Source organism: Actinomyces culturomici (assembly GCF_900499005.1).
GTDB classification, from domain to species: Bacteria; Actinomycetota; Actinomycetes; order Actinomycetales; family Actinomycetaceae; genus Pauljensenia; species Pauljensenia culturomici.
The window spans coordinates 1,280,053-1,305,439 of record NZ_LS991316.1; the positions used below are offsets into that span (position 1 = coordinate 1,280,053).

A 25,387-nucleotide genomic window follows, 5' to 3' on the forward strand; every position below is an offset into this window, starting at 1 on the left:
CGGCCCCGCGATCGGAACTGGGTGTCGGATCAGGCCTCGGGGGCCTCGTCCTTCGCCTCGGCGGTCTCGACCTCGGTCTCCTCGACCTCGGCCTCGTCCTCGTCGGCGGGAACATCGCCGAGGAAGGAGGAGAGGTCGACGTCCTCGCCGTTGGCGTCCTTGACGGTCACCTTGCGGAGGGCCTCGATGAGGGCCTTCGCGCGACCGAGGTCGGCGACGACGGAGGCCATCTGCTGGCTCGAGGAGAAGAGCTGGTTGATGTCGATGCCGAAGTTCTGCGACATCTGGATCGCGTAGTCGATGAGCTCCTGCTGGGAGACCTGGACGTCGAACTTCTTCGCGATCGCCTCGGAGAGGAGGTCGGTGCGGAGCTCCTTCTCGACGGCCTCGCGGGCCTCCTTCTTCTCCTTCGGCTTGGCGTCCTCGGCCACGCGGTGCGAGACCTCGTGCTCGACGACGGACTCGGGGAGGAGGATCTCGACCTGGTCGAGGAGGTGCTCGACGAGGTTGTCGCGGGCCTGGAGGGCCTGCTGCGAGGTCTTCGTGGAGGCGGCCTGCGTCTTGAGGTCCTCCATGAGCTCGTCGATCGTGTCGAACTCGGAGACCATCTGGGCGAAGTCGTCGTCGGCCTTCGGGAGCTCGCGCGCCTTGACGTTCTTCACGGTGAGGGTGACCTCGGCCTCCTCGCCCTCGTGCTCGCCGCCCTTGAGGGTGGAGGTGAAGGTGACGACGTCGTCGGCCTTGGTGCCGCGCAGCGCCTTGTCCTGGCCGTCGAGCATGTTGCCCGAGCCGATCTCGTAGGAGACGTCGGAGACGGAGTCGACCTCTTCGCCGTCGATCGTCGCGACCATGTCGATGGTCGCGTAGTCGCCGGTCTTCGCCTTGCGGGTGATGGTCTTGAGGGTCGCGAAGCGGCCCTGGAGGGACTCGAGCTCCTTGGCGACGTCCTCGTCGGTGACCTCGGCGGCGTCGACGGTGATGACGGTGGACTCGTCGAAGTCGGGGACCTCGAAGTCCGGGACGACCGGGACCTCGGCGGTGAACACGAGCTGGCCGCCCTGGGCGCCGGTCGTGTTGGGGATCTCGGTGACCTCGACCTCGGGCTGAGCCATCGGGCGGAGCTCGTGCTCGGCGACGGCGTCCGAGTAGTGGCCCGGGAGGACCTCGTTGACGACCTGCTCGATGACCGCGGCGCGGCCGAAGCGCTGGTCGATGATGCGCGCCGGCACGTGGCCCTTGCGGAAGCCGGGGATGGAGACCTGGCCGGCGATGTCCTTGTAGGCCTTGTCCATCTCCGAGGACAGCTCCTCGTAGGGGACCTCGACGGTCAGACGAACCTTGGTGGGCTCGAGGGTCTCAACGGTGCTCTTCACGTGCGTGCACTCCAAAACGTCTTCGAATGAGGGGCGCCCACGAGGGCGCATGACAACCCCGTCAGTTTACGACAGGCGCCCGGCGGTGTCGCCGTCGGCCCCGGGATTCGGGGCCTCATGCGGCCGATTCCACTCCCCGGGCCCCTCGCGCGAGGCTCGCGGGCCGTACCGCGCGCATCGGAACGTGATGCGGGGCACACTGGAGGCATGGGAGCGACGACCCTGACCTTCCTCGGCGGCGCCGGCACGGTCACCGGCTCGAAGTACCTCGTCGAGATCGATCGGCCCGAGGGGCCGCGACGCGTCCTCGTGGACTCCGGGATGTTCCAGGGGGTGAAGAAGCTCCGTCTCCTCAACTGGTCGGAGTTCCCCGTCCCGCCCTCGACGATCACCGACGTGCTCCTCACCCACGCGCACATGGACCACTCGGGGTACCTCCCGCGGCTCGTGAAGAACGGCTTCACCGGGTCGATCTGGGGGACGGACTCGACGCTCGCGCTCGCGGAGATCGTCCTGCGCGACGCCGCCTATCTCCAGGAGCGCGACGCCGAGTTCGCGAACGAGCACGGCTACTCGCGTCATTCGAAGGCCCAGCCGCTCTATCGGATCGGCGACGTCGAGCGCACCCTCCCCCTCTTCCGGACGATCGAATTCGGGCGCCCCCTCGACCTCGGCGACGGGATGGAGGCGACGTGGACGAGGGCGGGGCACATCCTCGGCTCGGGCTCGATCCGCCTCACCACCCCGGATGGATCGATCCTCTTCTCGGGCGATCTCGGGCGGACGACCCATCCGGTGCTCCGCGGGAGGGAGATTCCGCCGGGCGCGGACGTCGTCCTCGTCGAGTCGACGTACGGCGACCGCGAGCACTTCGACCCCGACGGGCCCTCGCACGAGGCCTTCGCCGAGGCGATCCGGGAGACGGTCCATGCGGGCGGCTCCGTCCTCGTGCCCGCCTTCGCGGTCGACCGGACCGAGGTCGTCCTCCTCGCCCTCGACGAAATGGTCGCGTCGGGGCGGATCCCCGACCTGCCGGTCTTCGTCGATTCGCCGATGGCGCTCGCCTCCCTCGAGATTTACCGGGCGCACGGACAGGCCGAGGAGCTGAACGAGGGCGCGGACGGACTGCGACTTCCCCACCTCGATCTGCGCGAAATCCACAGCGTCGACGAGTCGAAGGGGCTCAACACCTTCGGGCACTCCTCGATCATCATCTCCGCGTCCGGAATGGCGACGGGCGGCCGGGTTCTCCATCATCTCGAGCGCATGCTGCCGGGCGAGCGCAACTGCGTCGTCCTCACGGGCTATCAGGCCGTCGGCACACGCGGTCGCGCCCTCGTCGACGGTGCGACCTCACTGAAGATGCACGGGATGGAGGTCGCGGTGCGAGCGAGGATCGTCAAGGACGAGGAGTTCTCTGTTCACGCCGACGGTTCCGAACTCGTCGACTGGGTGGAGGCCCTCCGGCCCGCGCCGGCGCAGGTCTTCTGCGTCCACGGCGAGGAGGACTCGACGAAGGCTCTCGCGGAGAAGCTCTCCGAGGGGCTCGGCCTCAACGCCGTCCCGGCAGAGCCGGGGGTCTGCGTCGACCTGCGCGACATCGTCGCGAGGGGCTGCTATCGGGCCTGACAAGCATCACCACGTCGGCCCGCCCCTGCGGCCCGGGCGTTCACGATTGTGCGCCATCGACGAGCGGGGCGAGGCCGCCGATGAGGACCTCGACGTACGCGTCGAAGGTGTCGGCGAAGTAGTGGTCGCCGCGTCCCGCCTCATCGAGCTCGCGCAGGAGGCGGAGCATCGCGGGAGCGTCCTCGCCGATGGTCGGCATCGCGGGATTGAGGAGGTCGGGATGTCCGGGCACGGGACCGACTTCGGCGAGGAGGTAGCCGTTGAGCGAGGTGAAGAAGACCTCGATGGCGAAGAACTGGACGTCGGGCGCGATCCCCTCGGCGTCGAGCACCCTCAGCGCCGGTGAGATGTGCGCGAAGGACGCGGGCGTGGAGATCGGACGCGTCGCGAGGAGGACGAAGAGCCTCGGGTGGGCGAGCGCGACCGCGCGGTAGGCGGCGGCGACTCCCCGGAGTATGTCGCGCCAGTCGGTTCCGGCGCCGTCGGGCAGATTCATCTCGGTGATGAGGCGCTCGTGGAGGGCGTCGAGGAGGTCCGCCTTGTTCGCGAGATGGTGATAGAGGGACATCGCCTGAATGCCGAGGCGGGAGGCGACCGCTCTCATGGATACGGCCTCGAGCCCCGCGGCGTCGCCGATGGCGAGCGCCGCATCGATGATCGCGTCCTTCGTTATTCCTCGAGCCGCCACTTGAACTCCTTACGTCGTAAGGATACTCTACCGGCCATCAGCAACTTACAGCGTAAGGCACCAACGATGGCGTCACAGTCCGACCGTCGACGCGCAGCCTTCCGATACCTCCTCGCCGGGCAGACGGTCTCCACTCTCGGCTCCCAGGTCACCTTCATCGCCCTCCCGCTCATCGCCGCCACCACCCTCGGCGCCTCCCCCTGGCAGATGGGGGTGCTCGCCGCCCTCGACAATCTCCCCTACCTCCTCTTCGGGCTCCTCGTCGGCCCTCTCGTCGACAGACGCAAACGCAGGCCCCTGATGATCCGGGCGGACCTCATGCGTGCGCTCGCGATCCTCCTCCCGATCATGGCCCTCTCCTCCCACCTCTCCTTCCCCCTCCTCGGCGCGATCGCCTTCGCCGTGGGCGTCGGCAACATCGTCTTCGACGTCGCCTGCCAGGCGCAGATGCCCGAACTTGTCGAAGCGAAGGGCCTGGTGGCCGCGAACGGTGAGCTTCAAGCGGCCACCGGCATCGCCTCGCTCGCCGCGCCCGGCCTCGCGGGGATTCTCATCTCCGCCGTCGGAGCACCGCTCGCGCTCGTCTCGGACGCCGCCTCCTATCTCGTCTCCGCAGTTTCGATCCTCGCGCTTCGACGCGCCAGCCCTGCGGAATCCGAGCCGGGCCCGCGCGACACCAGACCGCTCCAGGAAATCCTCGCCGGGATCGCCGAGGTCCGCTCCGATCGGCGACTCGTGGGAATCGGCCTCATGGGGGCGTTCACCGCGATCGGACTCAACGCAACGTCGGCCGTCCTCCTCCTCATCCTGGCGCGCTCCTTCGGACTCGGCGCGCTCGGGATCGGCCTCGTCTTCGCCGCCTTCGCGCTCGGAGCCGCGGCCGGCGGCCTGGGAGCCGACAGGTTCGCACGGCGCCTCGGCCCCGGTCCCCTCCTCGCCGCGGGGCCCGCCCCCGCCTCCTNCGGGGGGGGTGGGGGGAGGCGGGGCCCGCCCCCGCCTCCTCAGGATTCCTTCCCGTCCTCGTCGCCGCAACGGCCTCCATTCCCGCCTTCCCCCTCGTCCACGTCGGAGCCGCCGTCGCGGGCTTCGGCGTCATGCTCAGCCAGACCATGGCGGCGGGACTTCGCCAGAGCATCGCACCCGCGCGATCGCGGGGCCGTATCCTCGGCACATTGAGATTCCTCGAGTGGGGCGCGATGCCGATCGGAGCCCTGGCGGGCGGAGCCTTCGGGCAGACATTCGGGCTCCTTCCGAGCCTCGCCTTCGCCGCCTGTCTCCTCGCCCTCGCCGCGCTCCCGGTCACCGCCTCCGGACTCGTCCATCTTCGCGCACTCCCGTCGACCAAGGGCGAGCCGGGAACGATAAGCGCCTCCCCCACTGCGAATCCGACGTGAGCCCTGGCGGACGGCGTTCAGAGGATCGGCGCGTTCCTTCCACGCACGACCTTCGCGAGTCCGGCCCGCGGAACCTGCGCGGCGAGCCGAACGGCCGCAACGATCTCACGATGCACGCGGATCGCCTCCTCGTCGTCGATCGCGGCGAAACGGCAGGTCACCTGCGCGGCCCCACGAACGATTCCAACGTCGAACGCCTCAAGGAGGTGAGCACGTCGGGCATTCGCCTCAACCTCCTGGGGCGCATGCCCAGGATGGAGGGCGCCGATGCCGAGGATCGTCCGATAGGAAGGCACGGGGCACACCTTTGCGACTCACGGGGAAGTACAACTAGGGTACTCGTTGGCTTGACCCGGTCACCGACCTGCCTCGCCAGACAACCAGACAATTCTCGTAGAAAGATTCGTGATGAACCCGAATCCCTCCGCCCCCGCCGCCGCTCCGAAGTCGAAGGCCGTCGCCGCCGTTCTCGGATTCTTCCTCGGGGGCTTCGGCGCTCCCGATTTCTACCTCGGATACACGAAGATCGGCGTCATCAAGCTCGTCGTCTGGGCGATCGGCGCCGTCCTCTACGTCCCCGGATATCTCTCCGCCGTCGCGAGCATCCAGAACGGAGTCATGCCCTCACCGTCTCCGGCAATGGCGATCGGCGGCCTCCTCATGGCGGCGCTCGGCATCTGGGCCATCGTCACCTTCATCCAGATTCTCATGCGCAAGGGCCGCTACGCGACCGACGCGAACGGTCAGCCGCTCGCCTGATCGCGCTTCGCCCTGAGCAACGAGGAGCCACCGTCCGCGCGACGGCGGCTCCTCGTCACAGGCGCCGCCTTCTCCTTTCTTGGAGGATTCTCAGGACCCGCCCGGAACCATTGATTCTGGGCGCGGGGCACGCGCCCAGAAGGACGGACGCAATGGCTTCTCTCACGCAGATCCTCGACTGGGCAACGCTGCTCCAGGGCTTCGGCCCTTGGGCGCTCGTCGGAATGGCGAGCATCGTCTTCATCGAGTCGGTGGTCCTCTTCCCGTTCCTCCCGGGAGACTCGCGCATCATCGGATGGAACGTCTCGGGCGCGATCGCCTGGGTCGTCGCGATGGCCTCGGTCGGCCTCTTCCTCGGGCAGATCCCCGGAATCGCCCACTCGATCGATGCGATCACGTTCGTCATCGTCGGGATCTCCGTCCTGCCGACCGTCGCCTCCTTAGTCCGGAAGCTGATCCCTGCGAAGCAGAGCGCCTGACCGGCCCGGCGCCTCATAGCGAACGGCCCCGTACCCGGATTCTCCCAGGTGCGGGGCCTTTTCCCTACTGGAGCGGACGACGGGAATCGAACCCGCGTGATCTGCTTGGAAGGCAGAGGCTCTACCATTGAGCTACGTCCGCGTCGCCCGCGTGAGCGCGCAGCACTGATCCTAACGGGTTGATCGGACGATTGCGAAATCCTGCACCTCCCCCCCTATGATGCGAGGAGGATCCGCAGCCTCGACGGCGGAGACGGGGCGTAGCGCAGCTTGGTAGCGCGCCTGCTTTGGGAGCAGGAGATCGCAGGTTCAAATCCTGTCGCCCCGACCACGCGGACCCCTGCGCGATCCCGTCCGATGCGATGGTGGCGGCAGCCCCTCCCCTCGGGTCGGGCGACCGAGCTCAGCCGACCGTGCTCATTCGAAGACGGCCTCGATCTTCCGGGCGATCTCGGGCGTCATCGTCTCGAGGACCTCGACGGCGCCGAGGTTCTCCTCGAGCTGCGCGACCGAGGAGGCGCCGAGGATCACCGAGGAGACGTGCGGGTTGTACGCGGTCCACGCGAGGGCGAGCTTCGCAGGCGTCGTCCCGAGCTCGCCGGCGATCGCGACGAACTCGCGGATGCGCTCAATGAGCTCGGCGTCCGTCGCCTTCTCCGCCACGAAGTCGTAACCAGAGAGGGACGCGCGCGATCCCTCGGGGATCCCGTCGACGTACTTGCCGGTGAGGATGCCGGAGGCGAGCGGGCTCCACGTCGTGAGGCCGAGTCCGAGATCCTCGTAGAGGCGCGCGTACTCCTTCTCGACGCGGTCGCGGTGGACGAGGTTGTACTGCGGCTGCTCCATCACCGGCTTGCGGAGGTTCCGCTTGTCGGCGATCTCCCAGGCGGCGCGGATCTCGTCGGCGCTCCACTCCGAGGTGCCCCAGTAGAGGGCCTTGCCGGAGGCGATGATGTCGCTCATCGCGTAGACCGTCTCCTCGATGGGAGTCTCCGGATCGGGGCGGTGGCAGTAGAGGAGGTCGACGAAGTCGAGGCCGAGGCGATCTAAACGCCCATGTGTCCGAGCCCGCCTATGCCGACGACGGCGACCTTCTTCCCGGGGCCGGCACCGTAGCGTGTGAGGGGCGAGTAGGTGGTGATGCCGTCGGAGTGGCAGATTCCGGCGTACTTGACGTCGAAGTAGATCTCCCCGGGCCCGGGCTCCCTCAGGGTGACCGTGGTCTTGTGGAAGGTCGACGTCGTGTCGTCGCACGCGTAGGCGAGGACTTCGGGCATGGGGTGCCTCCATTGGGGTGGGGTGGTTCCGACGGACCGGCTGCCCCTATTGTCCTCCCGCGTCGCCGTTCACGCCCGACTAAGGGCGAGGGCGAGGTGGTGCCCGGTGAGGTTCTCGTCGAGGTCGGCGAGGGCGCTGGGGCGTCCTTCGAAGACCACGCGCCCGCCGTCCGTGCCGGCCCCGAGGCCGAGGTCGATCACCCAGTCGGATCGGGCGATGACGGCGGGGTCGTGCTCGACGACGATGACGCTGCGGCCCTCGTCGACGATCGCGTCGAACACGTCGACGAGGGCGTCGACGTCGGCGGGGTGGAGTCCGGTGGTCGGCTCGTCGAGGACGAGGATCGCGGCGTCGGAGCGCAGGGCCTGGGCGAGCTTGAGGCGCTGGCGCTCGCCGCCCGAGAGGGTGGAGAGCGGCTGACCGATGCCGAGGTAGCCGAGGCCGACGGCGGTGAGCGAGGCGGCGATGTCGGCGGCGGCCTTCACCTTCGCCTCCTTCGCGCCCGCGACGCCCTCGCCCTTGAAAAACTGCGCGGCCTCGGCCGCGGAGAGGTCGAGGACGTCGGCGATCGAGAGCCCGCCGAGCGCGTAGTCGAGGACGGCGGCGTCGAAGCGTCGCCCGCCGCACGCGTCGCACGTGGCCGACACGGACTCCATGAATCCGAGTTCGGTCGTGATGATCCCGAGGCCCTTGCACTGCGGGCACGCGCCCTCGGAGTTCGCGGAGAAGAGGGCGGGCTTGACGCCGTGCGCCTTCGCGAAGGCCTTGCGGATCGGCTCGAGCATCCCCGTCCAGGTCGCGGCGTTCGAGCGCGAGGAGCCCTTGATCGCCTCCTGCGTGAGGACGAGGGCGCCCGAGTTCTTCGGGAGGGATCCCGGGATAAGGGAGGACTTCCCGGACCCGGCGACGCCGGTGACGGCGACGAGCATCCCGAGGGGGACGTCGACGGAGACGTCGCGCAGGTTGTGGGCGTTCGCGTGGGCGATCGCGAGATGTCCGCGGGGCTCCCGCAGGGCCGAGGCGTCCTTGAGCCTCGCCGGAACGGACAGGTGGGTCCCCGTCCTCGTCCCCGAGGCGGCGAGCCCGGCGACGTCGCCCTCGTAGACGATCGACCCGCCGGCCGCGCCCGCCCCCGGCCCCATGTCGACGACGTGGTCGGCGATCGCGATGGTCGTGGGGTCGTGCTCGATGATGAGGACGGTGTTCCCCTGGTCGCGCAGGTCCTGGAGGAGGGCGTTCATGCGGGCGACGTCGTGGGGGTGGAGGCCCGTCGTCGGCTCGTCGAAGACGTAGGTGAGGTCGGACAGGGCCGACCCCATCTGCCGCACGAGCTGGACGCGCTGAGACTCGCCGCCCGAGAGCGACCCGGTCGGGCGGGCGAGGGAGAGGTAGCCGAGGCCGATGGTCGTCATCGGGTCGAGGGCGGTGCCGAGCCGTTCGAGGAGCGGGGCGACCTCGGGGGGCGTCGATCTCGCGGACCCAACGCGCGAGGTCGCTCACCTGCATCGCCGACGCGTCGGCGATCGAGACCTCCCCGATCCTCGAGGTGCGGGCGGCCTCGGCGAGGCGCGTGCCGCCGCACTCCGGGCAGGTCCGGAAGGTGGCGAGCCGATCGACGAAGGCGCGAGCCGGCGGCTGGAGGGAATCGGGGTCCTTCGAGAGGTAGGAGCCGCGCACGCGCGGAACGAGCCCCTGGTAGGTCATGTTGATGTCGGCGACGCGGACCTTGAGCCCCTCGGCGTAGAGGAGGTGGTCGAGCTGCTTCGGCGTGAACTCCCTGATCGGGCGGTCCGAGGGGAACAGCCCGGAGTCGGCGTACTGTCGCACCGCCCATCCGCCGACCTTGAATCCGGGGATGAGGATGGCGCCCTCGTCGATCGAGCGCTCCTCGTCGTAGAGGGCGGTGACGTCGATCTCGGAGACGGAGCCCCGGCCCTCGCACTTCGGGCACATGCCGCCGGTGATCGAGAAGGTCTTGTGGACGACGACCGTGCGCCCGTCCTTCACCTCCTTGAGCGCTCCCCCGCCGCTGACGGACGGCGTGTTGAAGGAGTACGCCTTCGGACCGCCGATCGCCGGGGACGCGAGGCGGGAGAAGAGGACGCGGAGCATCGCGTCGATGTCGGTCGCGGTGCCGACGGTCGAGCGCGGGTTCGCGCCCATCGGCTCCTGGTCGACGACGATCGTCGCGGTGATGCCGGTGAGGGCGTCGACGTCGGGGCTCGGCGCCGAGTCGAGGAACCCCTGGACGAAGGCCGAGTGCGTCTCGTTGAGCTGGCGGGTCGCCTCGGCGGCGATCGTGTCGTGGACGAGGGAGGACTTCCCCCGAGCCGGATACCCCGGTGAAGACGGTGAGGGCGTGCTTGGGGATGTCGACGTCGACGTTCTTCAGGGTGTTCTCGCGCGCTCCGCGCACGGAGATGACGGGGCGGGCGGGACGGGGCGCGCGGCTGGGCATGGTGAATATTCAAGCACGCGCGCGCCTGCGATTCTCACGAGGACGGGGCGGTGCGCCGGATGCGCGGAGCCCCGGGCCGATTCCTCGGCCCGGGGCTCCTTCCGGGTGGCTGACGGGACTCGAACCCGCGACGTCCTGGACCACAACCAGGTGCTCTACCAACTGAACTACAGCCACCATCGATGCGCTGAGCGCAACGAGGGAACTCTAGCAAAGAAGCGGGCGCAGGTGAAAATCCGATTCGCTCCCCCACCAGTGGCGTTGCGCACGCCGAACGTCGCGCGGCGACGAGGCGCGCACAACCGCGAGAGCAGGCGCGCGCTACGCCCAGCCCATCTCGTGGAGCGCGTCGTCGTCGATGCCGAAGTAATGGCCGACCTCGTGGACGACGGTGATCCGGACCTCCTCGGCGACCTCCTCGCGGGTCTCGCAGATCGCGAGCGTCGGATTCATGAAGACGAGGATCCGATCCGGCAGCACGCCCGCGTAGTCGTCGCGCTCTGTGAGGGCAACGCCGTCGTAGAGGCCGAGGAGGTCGGGCTCCATGTCGGCGGGCGGGGCGTCCTCGACGAAAATCGCGACGTTCTCGAGCTGGTCCCAGAAGGCGTCGGGGATCTCGTCGAGCGCATCCTCGACGAGATCCTCGAACTCCTCGCGGCTCATCTCGACGCTCACGGGCGCCTCCTCCTCATCGCCGGTTCGGCGGACGTCACCAGTGCGCGCGCACGGAGATCGCGTCGGCGAAGTTGCCGAGCGCATCGGGGGTGGCGCCGAGGTAGAGGTCGGCGTCGACGAGGGAGACCTCCATGACGAGGAAGGATCCCTGCCCGTCGGGGACGATGTCGACGCGATTGAAGAGGAACTGCTCGTCGCGGCCGATGCGCTCGCGCACATAGGCGTGGAGGACCCGGCGGATGTCCTCTCCCCACTGCCAGGCGACGGTGTCGGCGGGCTCGGCGGTGACGACGGCCTCGTGCATCGTCGGCTCGGTGACGGAGGCCGGGTGGAGAACGGCGCGCTTCTCGACCGCGTGGGAGACGAGCCCATTGAAGAAGACGAGGGAGATCTCGCCGTGCGTGTCGATCTCCTCGACGTAGCGCTGGAGCATGACGGTGCGTCCCTCACCGAGAAGCTGCTGGACCTGCGCGATCGCGGCCTGGCGCTGCGAGGTCGAGAGGGTCGTGTAGCGGCCGATATCGCGGACGCCGGACGACACCGCGGGCTTGACGATGAACTCGCCGGACGCGGGGAAGCGCGTGTGGATCTGGTGCTTCGAAAGCTTCTGCTCGGGCTCGAGCCAGATCGTCGGAATCGTGGGGAGTCCGCGCTTCGCGAGCGAGCGCAGGTAGGTCTTGTGGGTGTTCCACTCGAGGATGTCGGGGTGGTTGAGGATCCTCGGCACCCGCTTCGTCCATTCGAGGAAGCGCTCGCGCTGGAGGGGGTAGTCGGAGACGGAGCGGACGACGACGGTGCCCGCCTCGGCCCAGTCGACGTCCTCGTCGGTCCAGAACTTGATCTGGGGATCGCATCCGCGCTCGGCGAGGGCGTCGAGCAGCCCCTCCTCCCCGTGATAGAGGTTCGGCATCGCGGTGGACGTCACGAGAGTGACCTTGGGCTTCGTCGTCATGGTGCTCACGATACCCCGCCCGCGCGCCGCACCGGCGCCGGGCGGGGCGCCCCTCCCCTCGAGCGCGCCCGCCGGGAGCCAGCCGAGGATCAGCGAAGTCCGAGATCGCGGTCGAGCGCCTGAGTGAGGAGTTCGTCGATGAGGGCCGGGTAGTCGAGACCGTCGGCGGCCCACATCTGCGGGAACATCGAAATAGGCGTGAAACCGGGCATCGTGTTCACCTCATTGACGACGACCGAGCCGGTCTCCTCGTCATAGAAGAAGTCGACGCGGGCGAGTCCCTCGCACTCGAGGGCGTCGAAGGCCTTCGCGGCGGTCTCGCGGATGAGCGCCTCGTACTCGGGGGCGACGCGCGCCGGGCAGACGAGGCCGATCGCCTCGGTGTCGACGTATTTGAGGGCGTAGTCGTAGAACTCGCCCTCGGGGACCTCGATCTCGCCGAGGGGGGCCGTGCGGGGGTGGACGCCCGTGCCGCCGAGGACGCCGCACTCGATCTCGCGCCCGGTGAGGAGGGCCTCGACGATGACGCGCGGATCGACGTTCTGGGCCTCCTTGATCGCAACGGCGAGCCCCTCGGGCGAATCGACCTTCGTGATGCCGATCGAGGAGCCGGCGCGGCACGGCTTGACGAAGACCGGGTAGCCGAGGTCGGCGACGCGCGCGGCGCACGCCTGAGGATCCTCGCGCCACTCGAGGGGCGTGATGAGTTCCCAGCATCCCACCTCGACGCCCGCAGCCGCGAGGACCGTCTTCGTCAGGTGCTTGTCCATCGAGATCGCCGAGGATGAGACGCCGCAACCGACGTAACGGACATCGGCCATCTCGAAGAGTCCCTGGATCGTCCCGTCCTCCCCATAGGGGCCGTGGAGGAGCGGAAGGACGACATCGACGCGCCCGAAGTCCTCGACCCTGGAGACGCGCGCGGACGGATCGGCGGGGTCGCCCTCGTAGAAGACCTCGAGGAGCGAACCGGAGCCTGGGGCGAGGACGACGCGGGAGTCACCGGCCTCGACGGACTGGCCGCGGCCGTCGCGGAACTCGAGCGCCTCCGGGTCGTCGGCGACGCGCACCCACTGGCCGTCGCGCGTGATGCCGACGGGGAGCACGTCCCACTTCGTCCGGTCGATGGCGCGGAGGATCCCGGCCGCCGTCGCGCACGAGACCTCGTGCTCTCCGGAGCGGCCGCCGAAGACGATGAGAACGCGGCGGGTGGTGGTTTCGCTCATGGGGGCAAGGGTAGACCCGCCGCGACCCGCCGCCCGGCAGGCGCGGGCCCGCGCGCCTCGCGGCGCGTCAGAGGAGCTCGATCCTCCAGCCGTCCATCTTCTGAGGCCGCGAGAGGAGCATCTCCCCCATCTCCTGGATCGTCGCGCCGTCGCGGACGACCGAGACGACGGCCCGCGTGATCGGCATGTCGACGCCGAGCGAGTCCGCGACCTCGAGGATCGGGGCGGCCGACCGGACGCCCTCGACGACGCCGGGCGAGAGGGCGAGCGCCTCGTCGAGGCTGAGGCCCGTGCCGATCCGGTGGCCGAGGGAGAAGTTGCGGGACAGGCGCGAGGAGCAGGTGGCGATGAGGTCGCCGACGCCGGCGAGGCCGGCGAAGGTCTGAGGATCGGCGTCCATCGCCGTACCGAGCCGCGTGATCTCGGCAAGGCCGCGGGTGATGAGGGTGGCGCGGGTGTTGAGCCCGAGCCCCATGCCCTCGGCGGCGCCGATCGCGACGGCGATGACGTTCTTCGCCGCGCCCGCGATCTCGCAGCCGACGACGTCGGTCGAGACGTAGGGGCGGAAGTAGGAGGTGTGACAGGTCTTCGCGATGGAGATCGCGAGGTCGGCGTCGACCGACGCGACGACGGTCGCGGTCGGATTGTGCTCGGCGATCTCGCGCGAGAGATTCGGACCCGACATGACGGCGATCCGCTCGTGCGGAGCGCCGGACGCCTGGGCGATGATCTCGTCGACGCGCAGGTGCGTGTCGAGCTCGAGGCCCTTCGCGAGGGAGACGATCGCCGCGTCGTCCGACAGGTGGGGCCTCGCTGCCTCGAGCGTCGGGCGGATGGCCGCGACGGGGACGGCGACGACGACGAGGTCCGCGCCGGTCACCGCCGCCGCGAGGTCGGTCGTGGCGCTGATGACGTCGGAGAGCTCGATTCCGGGCAGGTAGGTGGCGTTCTCACCGGAGTTGATGAAGTCGACGACCGAGGCGTTGCGTCCCCACATGGTCGCGTGCACGCCCGCATCGGCGAGGATCTGGGCGAAGGTGGTTCCCCAGGCGCCGGTTCCGAGGACCGCGGCGCGGGAATAGGCGCGTTCGTTGGTCATGTGTGAGAGCCTACTCGCAGCACCTCCCATCCCGACCGCAGGAGCACGAGATGATCCCCCATCGCCGAGCGGCTTCCCTCCTCGTCGCCGCGAGCCTCCTCGTCCTCGGCGCCTGCGCCGAGAAGTCCTCCGGCTCGTCGAACGCCGACGCCCCGGCCTCGTCGCCGCAGTCGAGCGCGTCCGCGCAGTCGGCCGACCGGCACAACGTCGGCGAGCAACGATCCGCCGCCGAGGACGCGCAGTCCGCGGTCTCGGCCGCCGAGGCCGCGCGCCAGGAGCAGACGACCTCGCCGATCCTCGGCGACCAGTGGACGACGGCGTCGGGGCAGGTCGACCCGATCCCGGGCGCCGAACCGCTGATCTTCCACGCGCTGCGCGTCGGCGATCACGAGGGCTTCTACCGGGTCGTCGTCGAATTCACGGGCGAGGGAACGCCCGGCTATTTCAGCTCCTGGGCGGATACGCCGGTCGAGCAGGGACGCGGCCGCCAGCTTCCCGTCGAGGGAGTCTCCTACCTCGACCTCATGATCTCCGGGACCTCGATGCCCGTCGAGGCGGATCAACAGGCCGTCTACTACTCCGGACCGTCGAACCTCGCCGTCGGCCCGCTCGACGTCCGCGAGGACGGGACCTTCGAGGACACGACGCACATCGTCATCGGCATGGATCAGGCGCGCGAATTCCAGATCGGGTTCCTTCACGATCCCGTGCGCGTCGTCATCGACGTCAGGAAGTAGGGCTCAGCCCTTCTTCGCGGCCTTGGCGGCCTTCTTCGCCGCCTTCTTCTGCTCGTACTCCCACCAGGGGCCGGCCTGCGTCTTCGCGCGCCACACGCGCGTCGGCGCCTTCGCGCCGCGCAGTTCCTCGACGCCGGCGGTGATGCGGGCGTGCATCCGCTCGGTCGCCTCGTCGACGGCAGCGCGGTCGGCCGACCCCGCGTCGGACACGAGGTCGGACAGGTCGAGAGCCGGGAAGAACGAGTAGCGGATCGGCCGACCGGGCCGGAAGTCGATCGAGGACTCGTAGCGGTCCATGATCTCCTGGGCGCCCCATTGGGCGACGGGGATGACGGGAACCCGGGTGTCGAGGGCGAGGCGCGCGGCGCCGGTCTTGAACGACATCGGCCACATGTCCGGCTCCTGCGTGAGCGTCCCCTCGGGCCAGATGCAGACGACCTCCCCGTCCTCGAGCGCCTTCGCGGCGGGGACGAGCGAGGCCGCGGGATTCGAATCGCGATCGACGGGGATGAGCCCCATCCCGTCGATGATCCTCCCGAAGACGGGCACGGAGAACATCGACTTCTTCGCGAGGAAGCGCACGGGCACGTTCCGCTTCATGAAGAACCAGCAGACGCACAGCGGGTCGACGTTCGAGAGGTGGTTGAAGACGAGAAGGTACGGGCCCTTCTCGGGGAGGTTCTCGAGGCCGGTCGCCTCGATCTTCACCCACGGCGCCATGATCGGGCGCAGAACGCCCCGCGCGAAGCGGTAGAAGCCGGTGACGGTGCTGCTCATGGTTCCGGAGTCTACCGGGCGGGGCTCAGATGAGGACCTCGACGACGCCGGGCGCGCAGTGCGCGGTGAAGGGGACCTCGGCGACGCGATCGCCGTCGGCCATCGCGATGAGGCCGCGCGGCTCGAGGACCTCGACGTCGCGCACCTCCTCCACCTCGATGACGTCGTGGCCGTCGGAGCGGCCGGCGACGACCTTCGTGAGGACCGGGAGCGCCTTGCGCAGCGGGATCGGCCCGACGTGGCAGAGCTCGATCCGCCCGTCGTGGAGGTCCGAGGTCGGGACGAGGCGGATGCCGCCGCCGATCCTCCCCGAGTTCGAGATCGAGGCGAGCCATCCGGTGAGGTCCCGCTCGACCCCGTCGACGCGGGCGCGGATCGCGGTCGGCCGGTACGAGGCGAGGGCCGCGAAGGCCCCGTAGCCGTAGGCGAGCGGACCGGACGTGAGGAAGGATTCGTTGGCGAGGACGTTGGCGCGGGCGTCGAGCCCGAGGGAGACGACTCCGAGGACCAGCGAGCGCCGCCTCCCCTCATCCGATTCGACCCACATGCCGTCGAGCGGGCGCGTGCGCGCGGCGAGCTCGGCGTCGGCCTCGTCCTCGCGGAACCCGAGGTCGGCGAGGGTGCGGGCGCGCGCGATCGGATCGGGGCCGATGCCGAGCGCCCGGCAGAGGTCGTTGCCGCGTCCGCCGGGGATCGGCGCGAAGAGGGCTCCGGACTCGTGGCAGCCGCGCGCGACCGCCGAAAGGAACCCGTCCCCGCCGAGGGCGGCGACGACGTCCTCGGTCGCGGAGGCGGCGAAAGCCATCGGGTCGTCTGAAGAGGTGGTCACCGTGACCTCGACGGCCCAACCGCCGGCGCGCAGAGCGCGGACGACCGACGGGCCGACGGAGACGGAGCGGCCCCCGGCCGACATCGAGGAGACGAGGAGGCGGATCGACCGCGCGACGCGGCGAGCGGGCGCGCTCATGCGTCCGCGTACTCGACGCGGGCGTCCAGCTGATGGAGCTTCGTCGTGAAGTGCTCGTAGCCGCGGGCGATGACGTCGATGCCGGAGACGGTCGACGCGCCCTGTGCGGCGAGCGCCGCGATGAGGTGGGAGAAGCCGCCGCGCAGGTCGGGGACGACGATGTCGGCGCTGTGGAGGGGCGTCGGTCCGGAGATGACGGCCGAGTGGAAGAAGTTCCGCTGGCCGAAGCGGCACGGCGTCCCGCCGAGGCACTCGCGGTAGACCTGGATGTTCGCGCCCATCTTCCGCAGCGCCTTCGTGAAGCCGAAGCGGTTCTCGTAGACCGTCTCGTGGACGATCGAGAGGCCCTGCGCCTGGGTGAGGGCGACGACGAGGGGCTGCTGCCAGTCCGTCATGAACCCGGGGTGGACCGCGGTCTCGAGCGCGATCGAGTGGAGCTCGCCGCCCGGGTGGTAGAAGCGGATGCCCTCCGAATCGATGTCGAAGGCGCCGCCGACCTTGCGGAAGGTGTTGAGGAAGGTCGTCATGTCGGGCTGGTGGGCGCCGAGGATGTAGATGTCGCCGTGGGTCGCGAGGGCCGCGGCCCCCCACGAGGCCGCCTCGATCCGGTCGGGCAGTGCCGTGTGACGGTACCCGCGCAGGGCCGGGACGCCCTCGATGCGGATCGTCCGATCGGTGTCGACGGAGATGATCGCGCCCATCTTCTGGAGGACGTTGATGAGATCCATGATCTCCGGCTCGACGGCCGCGCCCTTGAGGGTCGTGATGCCGTCGACTCGAACGGCCGTGAGGAGCGTCTGCTCGGTCGCGCCGACGGAGGGGAAGGGAAGGTCGATGATCGCGCCGTGGAGGCCCTCGGCGGGCTTGCGGATGTGGACGCCGTCGACGCGCTTGTCGACGATCGCGCCGAAGCGGCGGAGGGTGTCGAGGTGGAAGTCGATCGGGCGTCCGCCGATGTTGCAGCCGCCGAGTTCGGGGATGAAGGCCTCGCCGAGTCTGTGGAGCAGGGGTCCGCAGAAGAGGATCGGGATGCGCGATTCGCCGCCGAGCGAGTCGATGTCCGACCGGGAGGCGACCTCGACGTTCGTCGGGTCGAGGCTCATCACGCCGGACTTCTGGTCGAAGTCGACCGTCACGCCGTGAAGGCGGAGCAGGTCGGAGACGACGTCGACGTCGCGGATGAGGGGGACGTTCGACAGCTGCGAGGGGGTGTCGCCGAGGAGCGATGCGACCATCGCCTTGGGAACGAAGTTCTTCGCTCCGCGGACCGTGATCGTCCCGGTGAGCGGGTGGCCGCCTTCGACGCGCAGCACGGAGGGCATAAGGGGTGTCTCCTGAGTCGTCCGATGAAACTGGCCTCAACTGTAGGCCAGGACGCGGCGCGGCCGCCCGAGTTGGGGAGTCGCTTCTCCCACACGGGCGGCCGCGGATCCGGCCGTTCCCGCCTTTTGGCAGCGGGAACGACGGCCGATCAGGCTCCGACGGGGCGGGCCGGGAGGACCTCCTCCTTCGGGAGGGTCTTCGCCGGGAGGGTCGTCGGCTTGAAGGAGGGGCGCTTCGCCTCGTAGGCGGCGATCGCCTCCTCCTCGCGGAGTGTGAGGGCGATGTCGTCGAGGCCCTCCATGAGGCACCAGCGGACGTAGTCGTCGATCTGGAAGGAGCAGGTGACGGGGCCGGCGGTGACGGTCCGGTTCTCAAGGGAGACGGTGACCTCGGTGCCCGGTTCGTTCTCGAGGACCTTCCACAGGGACTCGCAGTCCTCCTGCGTGATGACGCCGGCGACGAGGCCCTGCTTGCCGGCGTTGCCGCGGAAGATGTCGGCGAACTTCGGGGCGAGGACGACGCGGAAGCCGTAGTCCTTGAGCGCCCACACCGCGTGCTCGCGCGACGAGCCGGTGCCGAAGTCGGGGCCGGCGACGAGGACGGAGCCGGAGGCGTAGGAGGGCTGGTTGAGGACGAAGGCCGGGTCGTTCCTCCAGGCGGCGAAGAGGGCGTCCTCGAAGCCGGTGCGGGTGATCCGCTTGAGGTAGACGGCGGGGATGATCTGGTCGGTGTCGACGTTCGAGCGGCGCAGCGGGACGCCGACGCCGGTGTGGGTCGTGAACTTCTCCATGAGTGCTCTTCTCCTTTAGCGCTGCTCAGAGGTCGGCCGGGCTCGAGAGGGTGCCGCGCACCGCGGTCGCGGCGGCGACGAGCGGGGACACGAGGTGGGTGCGCCCGCCCTTGCCCTGGCGGCCCTCGAAGTTGCGGTTCGAGGTCGAGGCGGAGCGCTCGCCGGGCGCGAGCTTGTCGGGGTTCATCGCGAGGCACATCGAGCATCCCGCGTTGCGCCATTCGGCGCCGAACTCGGTGAAGATCGCGTCGAGGCCCTCGGCCTCGGCCTGGAGGCGGACGCGGGCGGAGCCGGGGACGACGAGCATCCGGACGGAGTCGGCCTTCTTGCGCCCCTTGACGATGGCGGCCGCCGCGCGCAGGTCCTCGATGCGTCCGTTCGTGCACGAGCCGAGGAAGACGGTGTCGACCTTGATGTCGCGCATCGGGGTGCCGGCGGTGAGGCCCATGTACTCGAGGGCCCGCTCGGCGGCGAGGCGCTTCGTCTCGTCTGCGATGTCCTCGGGGTCCGGAACTGTCGCGGAGAGCGGCACGCCCTGACCGGGGTTCGTCCCCCAGGTGACGAAGGGCTCGATGTCGGCGGCCTCGAGGACGACCTCGGCATCGAAGACGGCGTCGTCGTCGGAGGGGAGCGACTTCCAGTACTCGAGGGCGCGATCCCATTCCTCCCCCTCGGGGGCGTGGGGGCGGCCCTTGATGTACTCGAAGGTCGTTTCGTCGGGGGCGACCATGCCGGCGCGGGCGCCGGCCTCGATCGACATGTTGCAGATCGTCATGCGGCCCTCCATGGAGAGCTCGCGGATCGCCTGGCCGCGGTACTCGAGGACGTAGCCCTGACCGCCGCCCGTGCCGATCTTCGCGATGACGGCGAGGATGATGTCCTTCGCCGTCGAGCCGGCCGGCAGGGAGCCGTTGACGGTGATCGCCATCGTCTTGAAGGGGGCGAGCGGGAGCGTCTGGGTCGCGAGCACGTGCTCGACCTGGCTCGTTCCGATGCCGAAGGCGAGGGCGCCGAAGGCGCCGTGGGTCGAGGTGTGGGAGTCGCCGCAGACGATCGTCATGCCGGGCTGGGTGAGGCCGAGCTGAGGGCCGACGACGTGGACGATGCCCTGGTCGGCGTCGCCGAGGGAGTGGAGGCGGACGCCGAACTCCTCCGCGTTCGACCGCAGGGTCTGGATCTGGAGGCGACTGGTCTCGTCGGCGATCGGGAGGTCGATGTCGAGGGTCGGGGTGTTGTGGTCCTCGGTGGCGATCGTGAGATCGGGACGCCGGACCTTGCGGCCCGCGAGGCGCAGGCCCTCGAAGGCCTGGGGGCTCGTCACCTCGTGGACGAGGTGGAGGTCGATGTAGAGGAGGTCGGGAGCGCCGCCCTCGCCCTTCTTCACGATGTGGTCGGCCCACACCTTCTCGGCCATCGTGCCGGTCATGGTTCCTCCTTGCGATTGCGCGGAAAACCGCTGCGAACAGGGCATTGGCGAAATCGCCGTCGCGGGCGCCCTCGCGCGCGCGTTCCCTCTACCGATCATCGTCGACCGTTCCACCATGCGAGGACTTGCAGTCTCACTGGATGAGATGGCAAACTTCGGAGGTATGGAGGACTCGACAACGAGCGGAGTGGGAGTCCTGGACAAGGCGGCGCTGGTGCTCGGCGCCCTCGAGGCGGGACCCGCCACCTTGGCCCAGCTCGTCTCCGCGACAGGCTTGGCACGACCGACCGCCCACCGCCTCGCGGTGGCCCTCGAGTATCACCGCATGGTCGCCCGCGACATGCAGGGGCGCTTCGTCCTCGGACCCCGGCTCCAGGAGCTCGCCTCCTCCGCCGGTGAGGATCGCCTCCTCGCGGCCTCGATGCCCGTTCTGCAGGCGCTCCGCGATCACACGAAGGAGTCCTCGCAGCTCTTCCGCCGCCAGGGCGACTACCGCGTGTGCGTCGCAGCGTCCGAGCGCGAGATGGGTCTGCGCGACTCCATCCCCGTCGGCGCGACCCTGTCGATGGCCGCGGGATCCGCCGCTCAGGTCCTCCTCGCGTGGGAGGAGCCCGACCGCCTTCACCGCGGCCTCTACGGCGCCTCCTTCAACGCGACGATGCTCTCTCAGGTCCGCCGCCGCGGCTGGGCGCAGTCGGTCGGAGAGCGCGAGCCCGGCGTCGCCTCGGTCTCCGCGCCTGTGCGCGGCCCGTCGGGGCGCGTCCTCGCGGCCCTCTCCATCTCGGGTCCGATCGAGCGCATGGGCCGTCAGCCCGGCCGTCAGCACGGCCCCTCGGTCGTCGCCGCGGCGAACCGCCTCTCCGACTTCCTCCGCTCGGTCGAGGACGTCGACCTCTAGGTCCTCCCCGCGCCCGTCCGCTTCCCTCGCAAAGTCGCGCGCCCCGCCCTCGTCCCTCCTCCTGGAGATCGACGAGGGCGGTCGGCGTTCCGGACTCAGACGGGCGACGGCACGCATGCGAAAGGCGGGGAAGTCTTCGACTTCCCCGCCTCCGTTCGTACCCCCAGCCGGATTTGAACCGGCGTTAACGCCGTGAGAGGGCGTCGTCCTAGGCCGCTAGACGATGGGGGCCTTCTGACTCCCGAAGGAGTGTTTGTCTTCCGCCGGAGCGGAATCGTACCCCCAGCCGGATTTGAACCGGCGTTAACGCCGTGAGAGGGCGTCGTCCTAGGCCGCTAGACGATGGGGGCCTGATCGCATGCGAGCGAAGCTCGCGATCGCTGGGGTACCAGGACTCGAACCTAGAATGGCTGAACCAGAATCAGCTGTGTTGCCAATTACACCATACCCCATTGGGTATCACCGGCAACCCCGTCGAGTCACTGGCGACGAATGGAAAGAGTAGCGGAGCGGGCCGCGCTCTGCCAAATCCGCGGGGCGTGCTCCCGCTCACGTCCGCAGATCAGGGCCCTTCCGCAGGCGCGGCGGCTCCCTCGAGGACTCCCCCGCCCCGCCCGAACGCACTGCGGGGCGCGACCCGAGGGCCGCGCCCCGCAGGACGAGGACGATCGCTCAGGCGAGCGCCGCCGTCAGCCTGTCGATGCGCGCGAGAACCTCGTCGCGCCCGAGGATCGCCATCGAGTCGACGACCGGGAGCGAGACGTTCGATCCCGTCATCGCGACGAACAACGGGCCGAAGGCGAAGCGCGGCTTGACGCCGAGCCCTTCGACGAGCGCCACGTCGAGCGCCGGCTTGATCGCCTCGGCGGTGAACTCCGGAAGCGCCGCGAGCGTCTCGCGGGCGGCCCGCAGGACCTCGGGGGCCGAATCCTTGAGCTTGGAGAACGCCTTCTCGTCGTAGGCGACGTCCTCGGCCCCCACGAAGAGGAACCGCATGAGCGGGCCGACCTCCCCGAGGAGCTGGACGCGCGTCTGCGCGAGGGGGGCCGCGGCGTCGAGGATCTCGCGTTCCGCGTCGGAGAGCTCCTCGTACGCGGGGGCCGCAACGAGGCCCTCGCGAGAGAGGAAGGGGACGAGGCGTCCGCGGAAGTCGGCCGGATCGAGGCGCCGGATGTGCTCGGCGTTGATCGCGACGCACTTCTTGTAGTCGAAGCGCGCGGGGTTCGGGTTCACCTGCTCGATGTCGAAGGCGGAGGCGAGCTCGTCCATCGTGAAGATGTCGCGGTCGGGCGCGATCGACCAGCCGAGGAGGGCGAGGTAGTTGTTGAGGCCCTCGGGGATCATGCCGGCCTCCTTGTGGAGGAGGAGGTTCGACTCGGGGTCGCGCTTCGAGAGCTTCTTGTTCCCCTCCCCCATGACGTAGGGGAGGTGGCCGAAGCGGGGCATGAACTTGGCGACGCCGATCGCCTCGAGCGCCCGGTAGAGGACGATCTGGCGCGGGGTCGAGGAGAGGAGGTCCTCGCCGCGCAGGACGTGCGTGATCTCCATGAGGGCGTCGTCGATGGGGTTGACGAGCGTGTAGAGCGGGTGGCCGTTCGCACGGACGATGACGTAGTCCGGCACCGAGCCCGCCTTGAAGGTGATCTCGCCCCGGATGAGGTCGGTGAAGGTGATGTCCTCATCGGGCATGCGGATGCGGAGGACGGGCTCGCGCCCCTCGGCCTTGTACGCGGCGATCTGCTCGTCGCTGAGGTCGCGGTCGAAGCCGTCGTAGCCGAGCTTCGGGTCCTCGCCCTTGGCGCGGTGGCGCTCCTCGATCTCCTCGGGCGTCGAGTAGGACTCGTAGGCGTAGCCGGCCTCGAGGAGCTTCGCGGCGACGTCCCGGTAGACGTCCATGCGCTCGGACTGACGGTAGGGGCCGTGCGGGCCGCCCTTGTTCACGCCCTCGTCCCAGTCGAGGCCGAGCCACGCGAGGGAGTCGAGGATCTGGTCGAAGGACTCCTGGGAGTCACGGGCCGCGTCGGTGTCCTCGATGCGGAAGACGAAGGTGCCGCCGGTGTGCCGCGCGTACGCCCAGTTGAACAGGCAGGTGCGGACCATGCCCACGTGGGGGGTACCGGTCGGGGACGGGCAGAATCGAACGCGCACATCGGCGCCGGAGGCAGTCGTTTCACTCATGGTGACGCCGATTCTACTCGCCCGCCACCCCGCCCTTGGGCCCGGATCCCGGGCGTTCCCGAGCCCTTCCCCACACCTCGGGCCGCCCCTCCCCCGGGCCCGTGACGCGTTCCCGAGCGACGACGCTCGACGAGGGCGCGACGGGGGCGCGGTAGCCTGGCGGGGTTTCATCGTCGACTCGGAAGGATCGCCCCGTGACCATTCGGACTTTCAGCCCCGAGGAGCTGCGCAGGATCGGCTCCCTCAAGTGGACCGGAATCACCCGGAGGAACGGGGCGCCGACGATCGGCGCATGGGTCGCGGAGATGGACTTCGGGACGTCCCCGATCGTGGCGGACGCGATGAAGACGGCGATCGACGACGGCCTGCTGGGCTACCAGCCGCGCTGGCTCGCATCGAGGATCGCCGAGGCGACGAGCGTCTTCCAGGCCGAGCGCTTCGGCTGGGAGATCCCGGCCGAGTCCGTTCGCCTCTCCTCCGCGGTGCTGCCCGCGCTCGAGGCGACGATCCGGCACCTCGTGCGGCCCGGCGCTCCGGTCATCGTCCCGACGCCGGCGTACATGCCCTTCCTCACGATCCCGGGCGCTCTCGATCACCCGGTCATCGAGGTTCCGGCCCTGCGCGGGGACGCTGCCGCCGGGCGCGGCTGGGCGCTCGATCTCGAGGCGATCCGGACGGGCCTCGAGGCCGGCGCCGGCCTCGTCATCCTCTGCAACCCGTGGAACCCCGTGGGCCGAGTCCTCTCCGAGGAGGAGCTCCGCGCCCTCGACGCGGTCGTCGCCGACTTCGACGCCCTCGTCTTCTCCGACGAGATCCACTCCCCCCTCGTCCTCGACGAATCGACGCCGCTCATCTCCTACGCGCGCCTGGGCGCGCGGGCGGCCGCCCGGACGGTGACGGCGACGGCCGCGTCGAAGGGCTGGAACATCGCGGGCCTCCCGTCCGCGCAGGTGATCCTCCCCGACGAGGCGCTGCGCGAGCGCTGGGATGTCTTCGGCGAGGAACTCGCCCACGGCGCCTCGACGATCGGCACGGTCGGCGCGATCGCCGCCTACACCTCGCACGATCCGTGGCAGGACGAGGTCCGCGAGTACATCTCCGCGAACGTCGAGGCCGTCGAGGTCGCGATCGCGAATTCCCCGATCGAGTTCACGAGGCCGGAGGGCACCTACCTCGCGTGGTGGGGGTTCGAGGGCCTCGGGCTCGGCGAATCGCCCGCACGGGCGCTCCGCGAGTTCGCGGGGATCGCGGCGAACGACGGCAAGACGCTCGGGCGGGACTGGTCGCAGTGGGCGCGGATCAACCTCGCGACCTCGCACGAGGTCGTCGCCGAGATCATCGAGCGCTCGCTCAACCTCATCGCGGGCGCCTCGCTCGGCTGAGCGAGGCGCCCGCGACGGGTGGTCTCGAGGGGATCCGTCAGGCGTCGACGACCGGGTTCGAGAGCGTTCCGATGCCCTCGATCGTCACTTCGACGCGCTGGCCCGCCTCGATCGGGCCGACGCCGGCGGGCGTGCCGGTGATGACGACGTCGCCGGGGAGCAGCGTGAAGACGGTCGACACGTAGGCGATGAGCTCGCGGACCGGCGTGATCATGTGCGCGGTCGTGTCGTCCTGGCGGATCTCGCCGTCGACGCGGGTCGTCACCCGGAGGTTCTCGACGTCGAGGGCGGGGTCGACGGTGATCCACGGGCCGAGCGGGCACGACGAGTCGAAGCCCTTCGCCCGGGTCCACTGCCCATCCGTCCGCTGGCAGTCGCGGGCGGTGACGTCGTTCGCCACCGTGTATCCGAGGATCACCCGATCGACCTCGTCGACGGGGACGTTCTTCGCGAGGGACTTGATGACGACGGCGAGCTCGCCCTCGTGGTGGACCTCGTTCGACCAGCTCGGGCGGACGATCGGATCATCTGGGCCGATGACGGACGTGTTCGGCTTGAGGAAGATCACCGGCTTGGCGGGAGCCTCGCCGCCCATCTCGCGGGCGTGCTCGGCGTAGTTCTTCCCGATGCCGACGACCTTGGAGCGCGGGATCACCGGGGAGAGGAGGCGCACCTCGTCGAGTTCGACGATGCGGCCGTCGGGTTCGACCGGGTTGAAGAGGGGGTCGCCCTTGAGGACGACGATGCGGGTCGAGCCCTCCTCGAGGGCGCCGTAGCGGGGGGAGTCTCCATAGGAGAAGCGCACGATTCTCATGGCGGTGAGCCTAGTCGTTCGGGGCTCCGCGGGCGGTGCAAGGCCGCGACGGAACGCCACGGGGGCGGAGGGGACTCGCCCCCTC

24 protein-coding genes, 6 tRNA genes and 1 pseudogene are annotated in these 25,387 nt (G+C 69.7%); 9 read left to right on the top strand and 22 right to left on the bottom strand.

The features are described 5' to 3' along the window. Window positions 1–29: 29 nt before the first annotated feature. Window positions 30–1,373 carry a trigger factor gene (gene tig, locus DY157_RS05645; RefSeq protein ID WP_115727611.1) on the bottom strand — a complete coding sequence of 448 codons (1,344 nt, stop codon included), beginning with the start codon at window positions 1,371–1,373 and terminating at the stop codon, window positions 30–32. A gap of 207 nt (window positions 1,374–1,580) precedes the next feature. On the opposite strand from tig, the gene DY157_RS05650 reads away from it, so the two are divergent. Then, the gene (locus DY157_RS05650) at window positions 1,581–3,002 is read left to right on the top strand and encodes an MBL fold metallo-hydrolase RNA specificity domain-containing protein (RefSeq protein WP_115727612.1); all 1,422 of its coding nucleotides are present in this window, start codon (window positions 1,581–1,583) and stop codon (window positions 3,000–3,002) included. Between the two features lie 40 nt (window positions 3,003–3,042). On the opposite strand, the gene DY157_RS05655 is transcribed toward DY157_RS05650, so the two are convergent. Beyond that, on the bottom strand, window positions 3,043–3,690 hold the full coding sequence (locus DY157_RS05655; RefSeq protein WP_115727613.1) for a TetR/AcrR family transcriptional regulator: 648 nt from the start codon (window positions 3,688–3,690) through the stop codon (window positions 3,043–3,045). A gap of 66 nt (window positions 3,691–3,756) precedes the next feature. Here DY157_RS05655 and DY157_RS05660 point away from each other — a divergent pair, with 66 nt between their 5' ends. Then, entirely contained in the window at window positions 3,757–4,866 is a 1,110-nt protein-coding gene (locus tag DY157_RS05660) for an MFS transporter (RefSeq protein ID WP_160159461.1), read from the top strand. Then, window positions 4,863–5,084: a hypothetical protein gene (locus tag DY157_RS05665; protein WP_160159462.1), complete on the top strand. Its 222-nt coding sequence runs from the start codon at window positions 4,863–4,865 to the stop codon at window positions 5,082–5,084. The genes DY157_RS05660 and DY157_RS05665 overlap by 4 nt, the downstream gene beginning before the upstream one ends. 17 nt (window positions 5,085–5,101) lie before the next feature. Here the strand turns inward: DY157_RS05665 and DY157_RS05670 are convergent, their stop codons facing one another. Then, entirely contained in the window at window positions 5,102–5,380 is a 279-nt protein-coding gene (locus DY157_RS05670; RefSeq protein ID WP_115727951.1) for an FMN-dependent dehydrogenase, read from the bottom strand. A 112-nt stretch (window positions 5,381–5,492) separates the two neighbouring features. On the opposite strand from DY157_RS05670, the gene DY157_RS05675 reads away from it, so the two are divergent. Both DY157_RS05675 and DY157_RS05680 read left to right on the top strand, forming a co-directional pair. Further along, window positions 5,493–5,843: an NINE protein gene (locus DY157_RS05675; protein WP_115727615.1), complete on the top strand. Its 351-nt coding sequence runs from the start codon at window positions 5,493–5,495 to the stop codon at window positions 5,841–5,843. A 152-nt stretch (window positions 5,844–5,995) separates the two neighbouring features. Beyond that, window positions 5,996–6,322, top strand: coding sequence for an SNARE-associated domain-containing protein (locus DY157_RS05680; protein ID WP_115727616.1), 327 nt, complete (start codon window positions 5,996–5,998; stop codon window positions 6,320–6,322). A 68-nt stretch (window positions 6,323–6,390) separates the two neighbouring features. Here DY157_RS05680 and DY157_RS05685 read toward each other — a convergent pair. Next, a tRNA-Gly gene (locus DY157_RS05685) sits at window positions 6,391–6,464 on the bottom strand. A gap of 112 nt (window positions 6,465–6,576) precedes the next feature. On the opposite strand from DY157_RS05685, the gene DY157_RS05690 reads away from it, so the two are divergent. Next, window positions 6,577–6,653, top strand: a tRNA-Pro gene (locus DY157_RS05690). Window positions 6,654–6,739: 86 nt separating this feature from the next. Here DY157_RS05690 and DY157_RS05695 read toward each other — a convergent pair. The 8 genes and pseudogenes from DY157_RS05695 to DY157_RS05725 form a co-directional block, all read right to left on the bottom strand. Continuing rightward, the gene (locus DY157_RS05695; protein WP_328587400.1) at window positions 6,740–7,480 is read right to left on the bottom strand and encodes an aldo/keto reductase; all 741 of its coding nucleotides are present in this window, start codon (window positions 7,478–7,480) and stop codon (window positions 6,740–6,742) included. Then, a pseudogene (locus DY157_RS11690) lies at window positions 7,372–7,599 on the bottom strand (hypothetical protein); the annotation flags it as partial. The gene DY157_RS05695 and the pseudogene DY157_RS11690, both read right to left, overlap by 109 nt. Before the next feature lie 69 nt (window positions 7,600–7,668). Beyond that, window positions 7,669–9,012, bottom strand: a complete 1,344-nt coding sequence (locus DY157_RS11695; protein WP_235827077.1) for an ATP-binding cassette domain-containing protein — start codon at window positions 9,010–9,012, stop codon at window positions 7,669–7,671. 1,150 nt (window positions 9,013–10,162) lie between these two features. Continuing rightward, window positions 10,163–10,235, bottom strand: a tRNA-His gene (locus DY157_RS05705). 144 nt (window positions 10,236–10,379) lie between these two features. Continuing rightward, window positions 10,380–10,733 (bottom strand): metallopeptidase family protein, encoded by a 354-nt coding sequence (locus tag DY157_RS05710; protein WP_235827078.1) that lies wholly within the window; start codon window positions 10,731–10,733, stop codon window positions 10,380–10,382. A 34-nt stretch (window positions 10,734–10,767) separates the two neighbouring features. After that, a complete protein-coding gene (locus DY157_RS05715) occupies window positions 10,768–11,685 on the bottom strand; it encodes an ATP-grasp domain-containing protein (protein ID WP_115727618.1) in 918 nt (305 codons plus the stop codon). Window positions 11,686–11,774: 89 nt separating this feature from the next. Continuing rightward, a complete protein-coding gene (locus DY157_RS05720; RefSeq protein ID WP_115727619.1) occupies window positions 11,775–12,911 on the bottom strand; it encodes a D-alanine--D-alanine ligase family protein in 1,137 nt (378 codons plus the stop codon). A 67-nt stretch (window positions 12,912–12,978) separates the two neighbouring features. After that, entirely contained in the window at window positions 12,979–14,010 is a 1,032-nt protein-coding gene (locus DY157_RS05725) for an NAD(P)H-dependent glycerol-3-phosphate dehydrogenase (RefSeq protein WP_115727620.1), read from the bottom strand. Between the two features lie 50 nt (window positions 14,011–14,060). Between DY157_RS05725 and DY157_RS05730 the strand changes: the two genes are divergently transcribed. Next, window positions 14,061–14,747, top strand: a complete 687-nt coding sequence (locus DY157_RS05730) for an AMIN-like domain-containing (lipo)protein (RefSeq protein WP_115727621.1) — start codon at window positions 14,061–14,063, stop codon at window positions 14,745–14,747. A 3-nt stretch (window positions 14,748–14,750) separates the two neighbouring features. Here DY157_RS05730 and DY157_RS05735 read toward each other — a convergent pair whose 3' ends face one another. The 5 genes from DY157_RS05735 to leuC all read right to left on the bottom strand — a co-directional run bounded on the left by DY157_RS05735 (window position 14,751) and on the right by leuC (window position 20,030). Beyond that, the gene (locus DY157_RS05735; protein WP_115727622.1) at window positions 14,751–15,524 is read right to left on the bottom strand and encodes a lysophospholipid acyltransferase family protein; all 774 of its coding nucleotides are present in this window, start codon (window positions 15,522–15,524) and stop codon (window positions 14,751–14,753) included. A gap of 25 nt (window positions 15,525–15,549) precedes the next feature. Then, the gene (locus DY157_RS05740; protein ID WP_115727623.1) at window positions 15,550–16,491 is read right to left on the bottom strand and encodes a diacylglycerol/lipid kinase family protein; all 942 of its coding nucleotides are present in this window, start codon (window positions 16,489–16,491) and stop codon (window positions 15,550–15,552) included. Beyond that, the gene (gene murA, locus DY157_RS05745) at window positions 16,488–17,813 is read right to left on the bottom strand and encodes a UDP-N-acetylglucosamine 1-carboxyvinyltransferase (RefSeq protein WP_115727624.1); all 1,326 of its coding nucleotides are present in this window, start codon (window positions 17,811–17,813) and stop codon (window positions 16,488–16,490) included. Before murA ends, DY157_RS05740 begins: the two co-directional genes overlap by 4 nt. Window positions 17,814–17,962: 149 nt before the next feature. Continuing rightward, window positions 17,963–18,604 (bottom strand): 3-isopropylmalate dehydratase small subunit, encoded by a 642-nt coding sequence (gene leuD / locus DY157_RS05750; RefSeq protein ID WP_115727625.1) that lies wholly within the window; start codon window positions 18,602–18,604, stop codon window positions 17,963–17,965. 25 nt (window positions 18,605–18,629) lie between these two features. Further along, entirely contained in the window at window positions 18,630–20,030 is a 1,401-nt protein-coding gene (leuC, locus tag DY157_RS05755) for a 3-isopropylmalate dehydratase large subunit (protein ID WP_115727626.1), read from the bottom strand. Window positions 20,031–20,193: 163 nt separating this feature from the next. Between leuC and DY157_RS05760 the strand changes: the two genes are divergently transcribed. Next, window positions 20,194–20,928, top strand: coding sequence for an IclR family transcriptional regulator (locus DY157_RS05760; protein ID WP_115727627.1), 735 nt, complete (start codon window positions 20,194–20,196; stop codon window positions 20,926–20,928). A gap of 158 nt (window positions 20,929–21,086) precedes the next feature. Here DY157_RS05760 and DY157_RS05765 read toward each other — a convergent pair. The 4 genes from DY157_RS05765 to gltX all read right to left on the bottom strand — a co-directional run bounded on the left by DY157_RS05765 (window position 21,087) and on the right by gltX (window position 23,106). Further along, window positions 21,087–21,159 (bottom strand) — tRNA-Glu (locus tag DY157_RS05765). A 46-nt stretch (window positions 21,160–21,205) separates the two neighbouring features. Further along, window positions 21,206–21,278: transfer RNA gene (locus DY157_RS05770), tRNA-Glu, on the bottom strand. A 30-nt stretch (window positions 21,279–21,308) separates the two neighbouring features. Continuing rightward, window positions 21,309–21,380 (bottom strand) — tRNA-Gln (locus tag DY157_RS05775). A 220-nt stretch (window positions 21,381–21,600) separates the two neighbouring features. Beyond that, the gene (gltX, locus tag DY157_RS05780; protein ID WP_115727628.1) at window positions 21,601–23,106 is read right to left on the bottom strand and encodes a glutamate--tRNA ligase; all 1,506 of its coding nucleotides are present in this window, start codon (window positions 23,104–23,106) and stop codon (window positions 21,601–21,603) included. Between the two features lie 194 nt (window positions 23,107–23,300). Here gltX and DY157_RS05785 point away from each other — a divergent pair, with 194 nt between their 5' ends. Next, window positions 23,301–24,488 carry a MalY/PatB family protein gene (locus DY157_RS05785; protein WP_115727629.1) on the top strand — a complete coding sequence of 396 codons (1,188 nt, stop codon included), beginning with the start codon at window positions 23,301–23,303 and terminating at the stop codon, window positions 24,486–24,488. Window positions 24,489–24,525: 37 nt separating this feature from the next. On the opposite strand, the gene DY157_RS05790 is transcribed toward DY157_RS05785, so the two are convergent. Then, on the bottom strand, window positions 24,526–25,302 hold the full coding sequence (locus tag DY157_RS05790; protein WP_115727630.1) for a fumarylacetoacetate hydrolase family protein: 777 nt from the start codon (window positions 25,300–25,302) through the stop codon (window positions 24,526–24,528). Window positions 25,303–25,387: the final 85 nt, after the last annotated feature.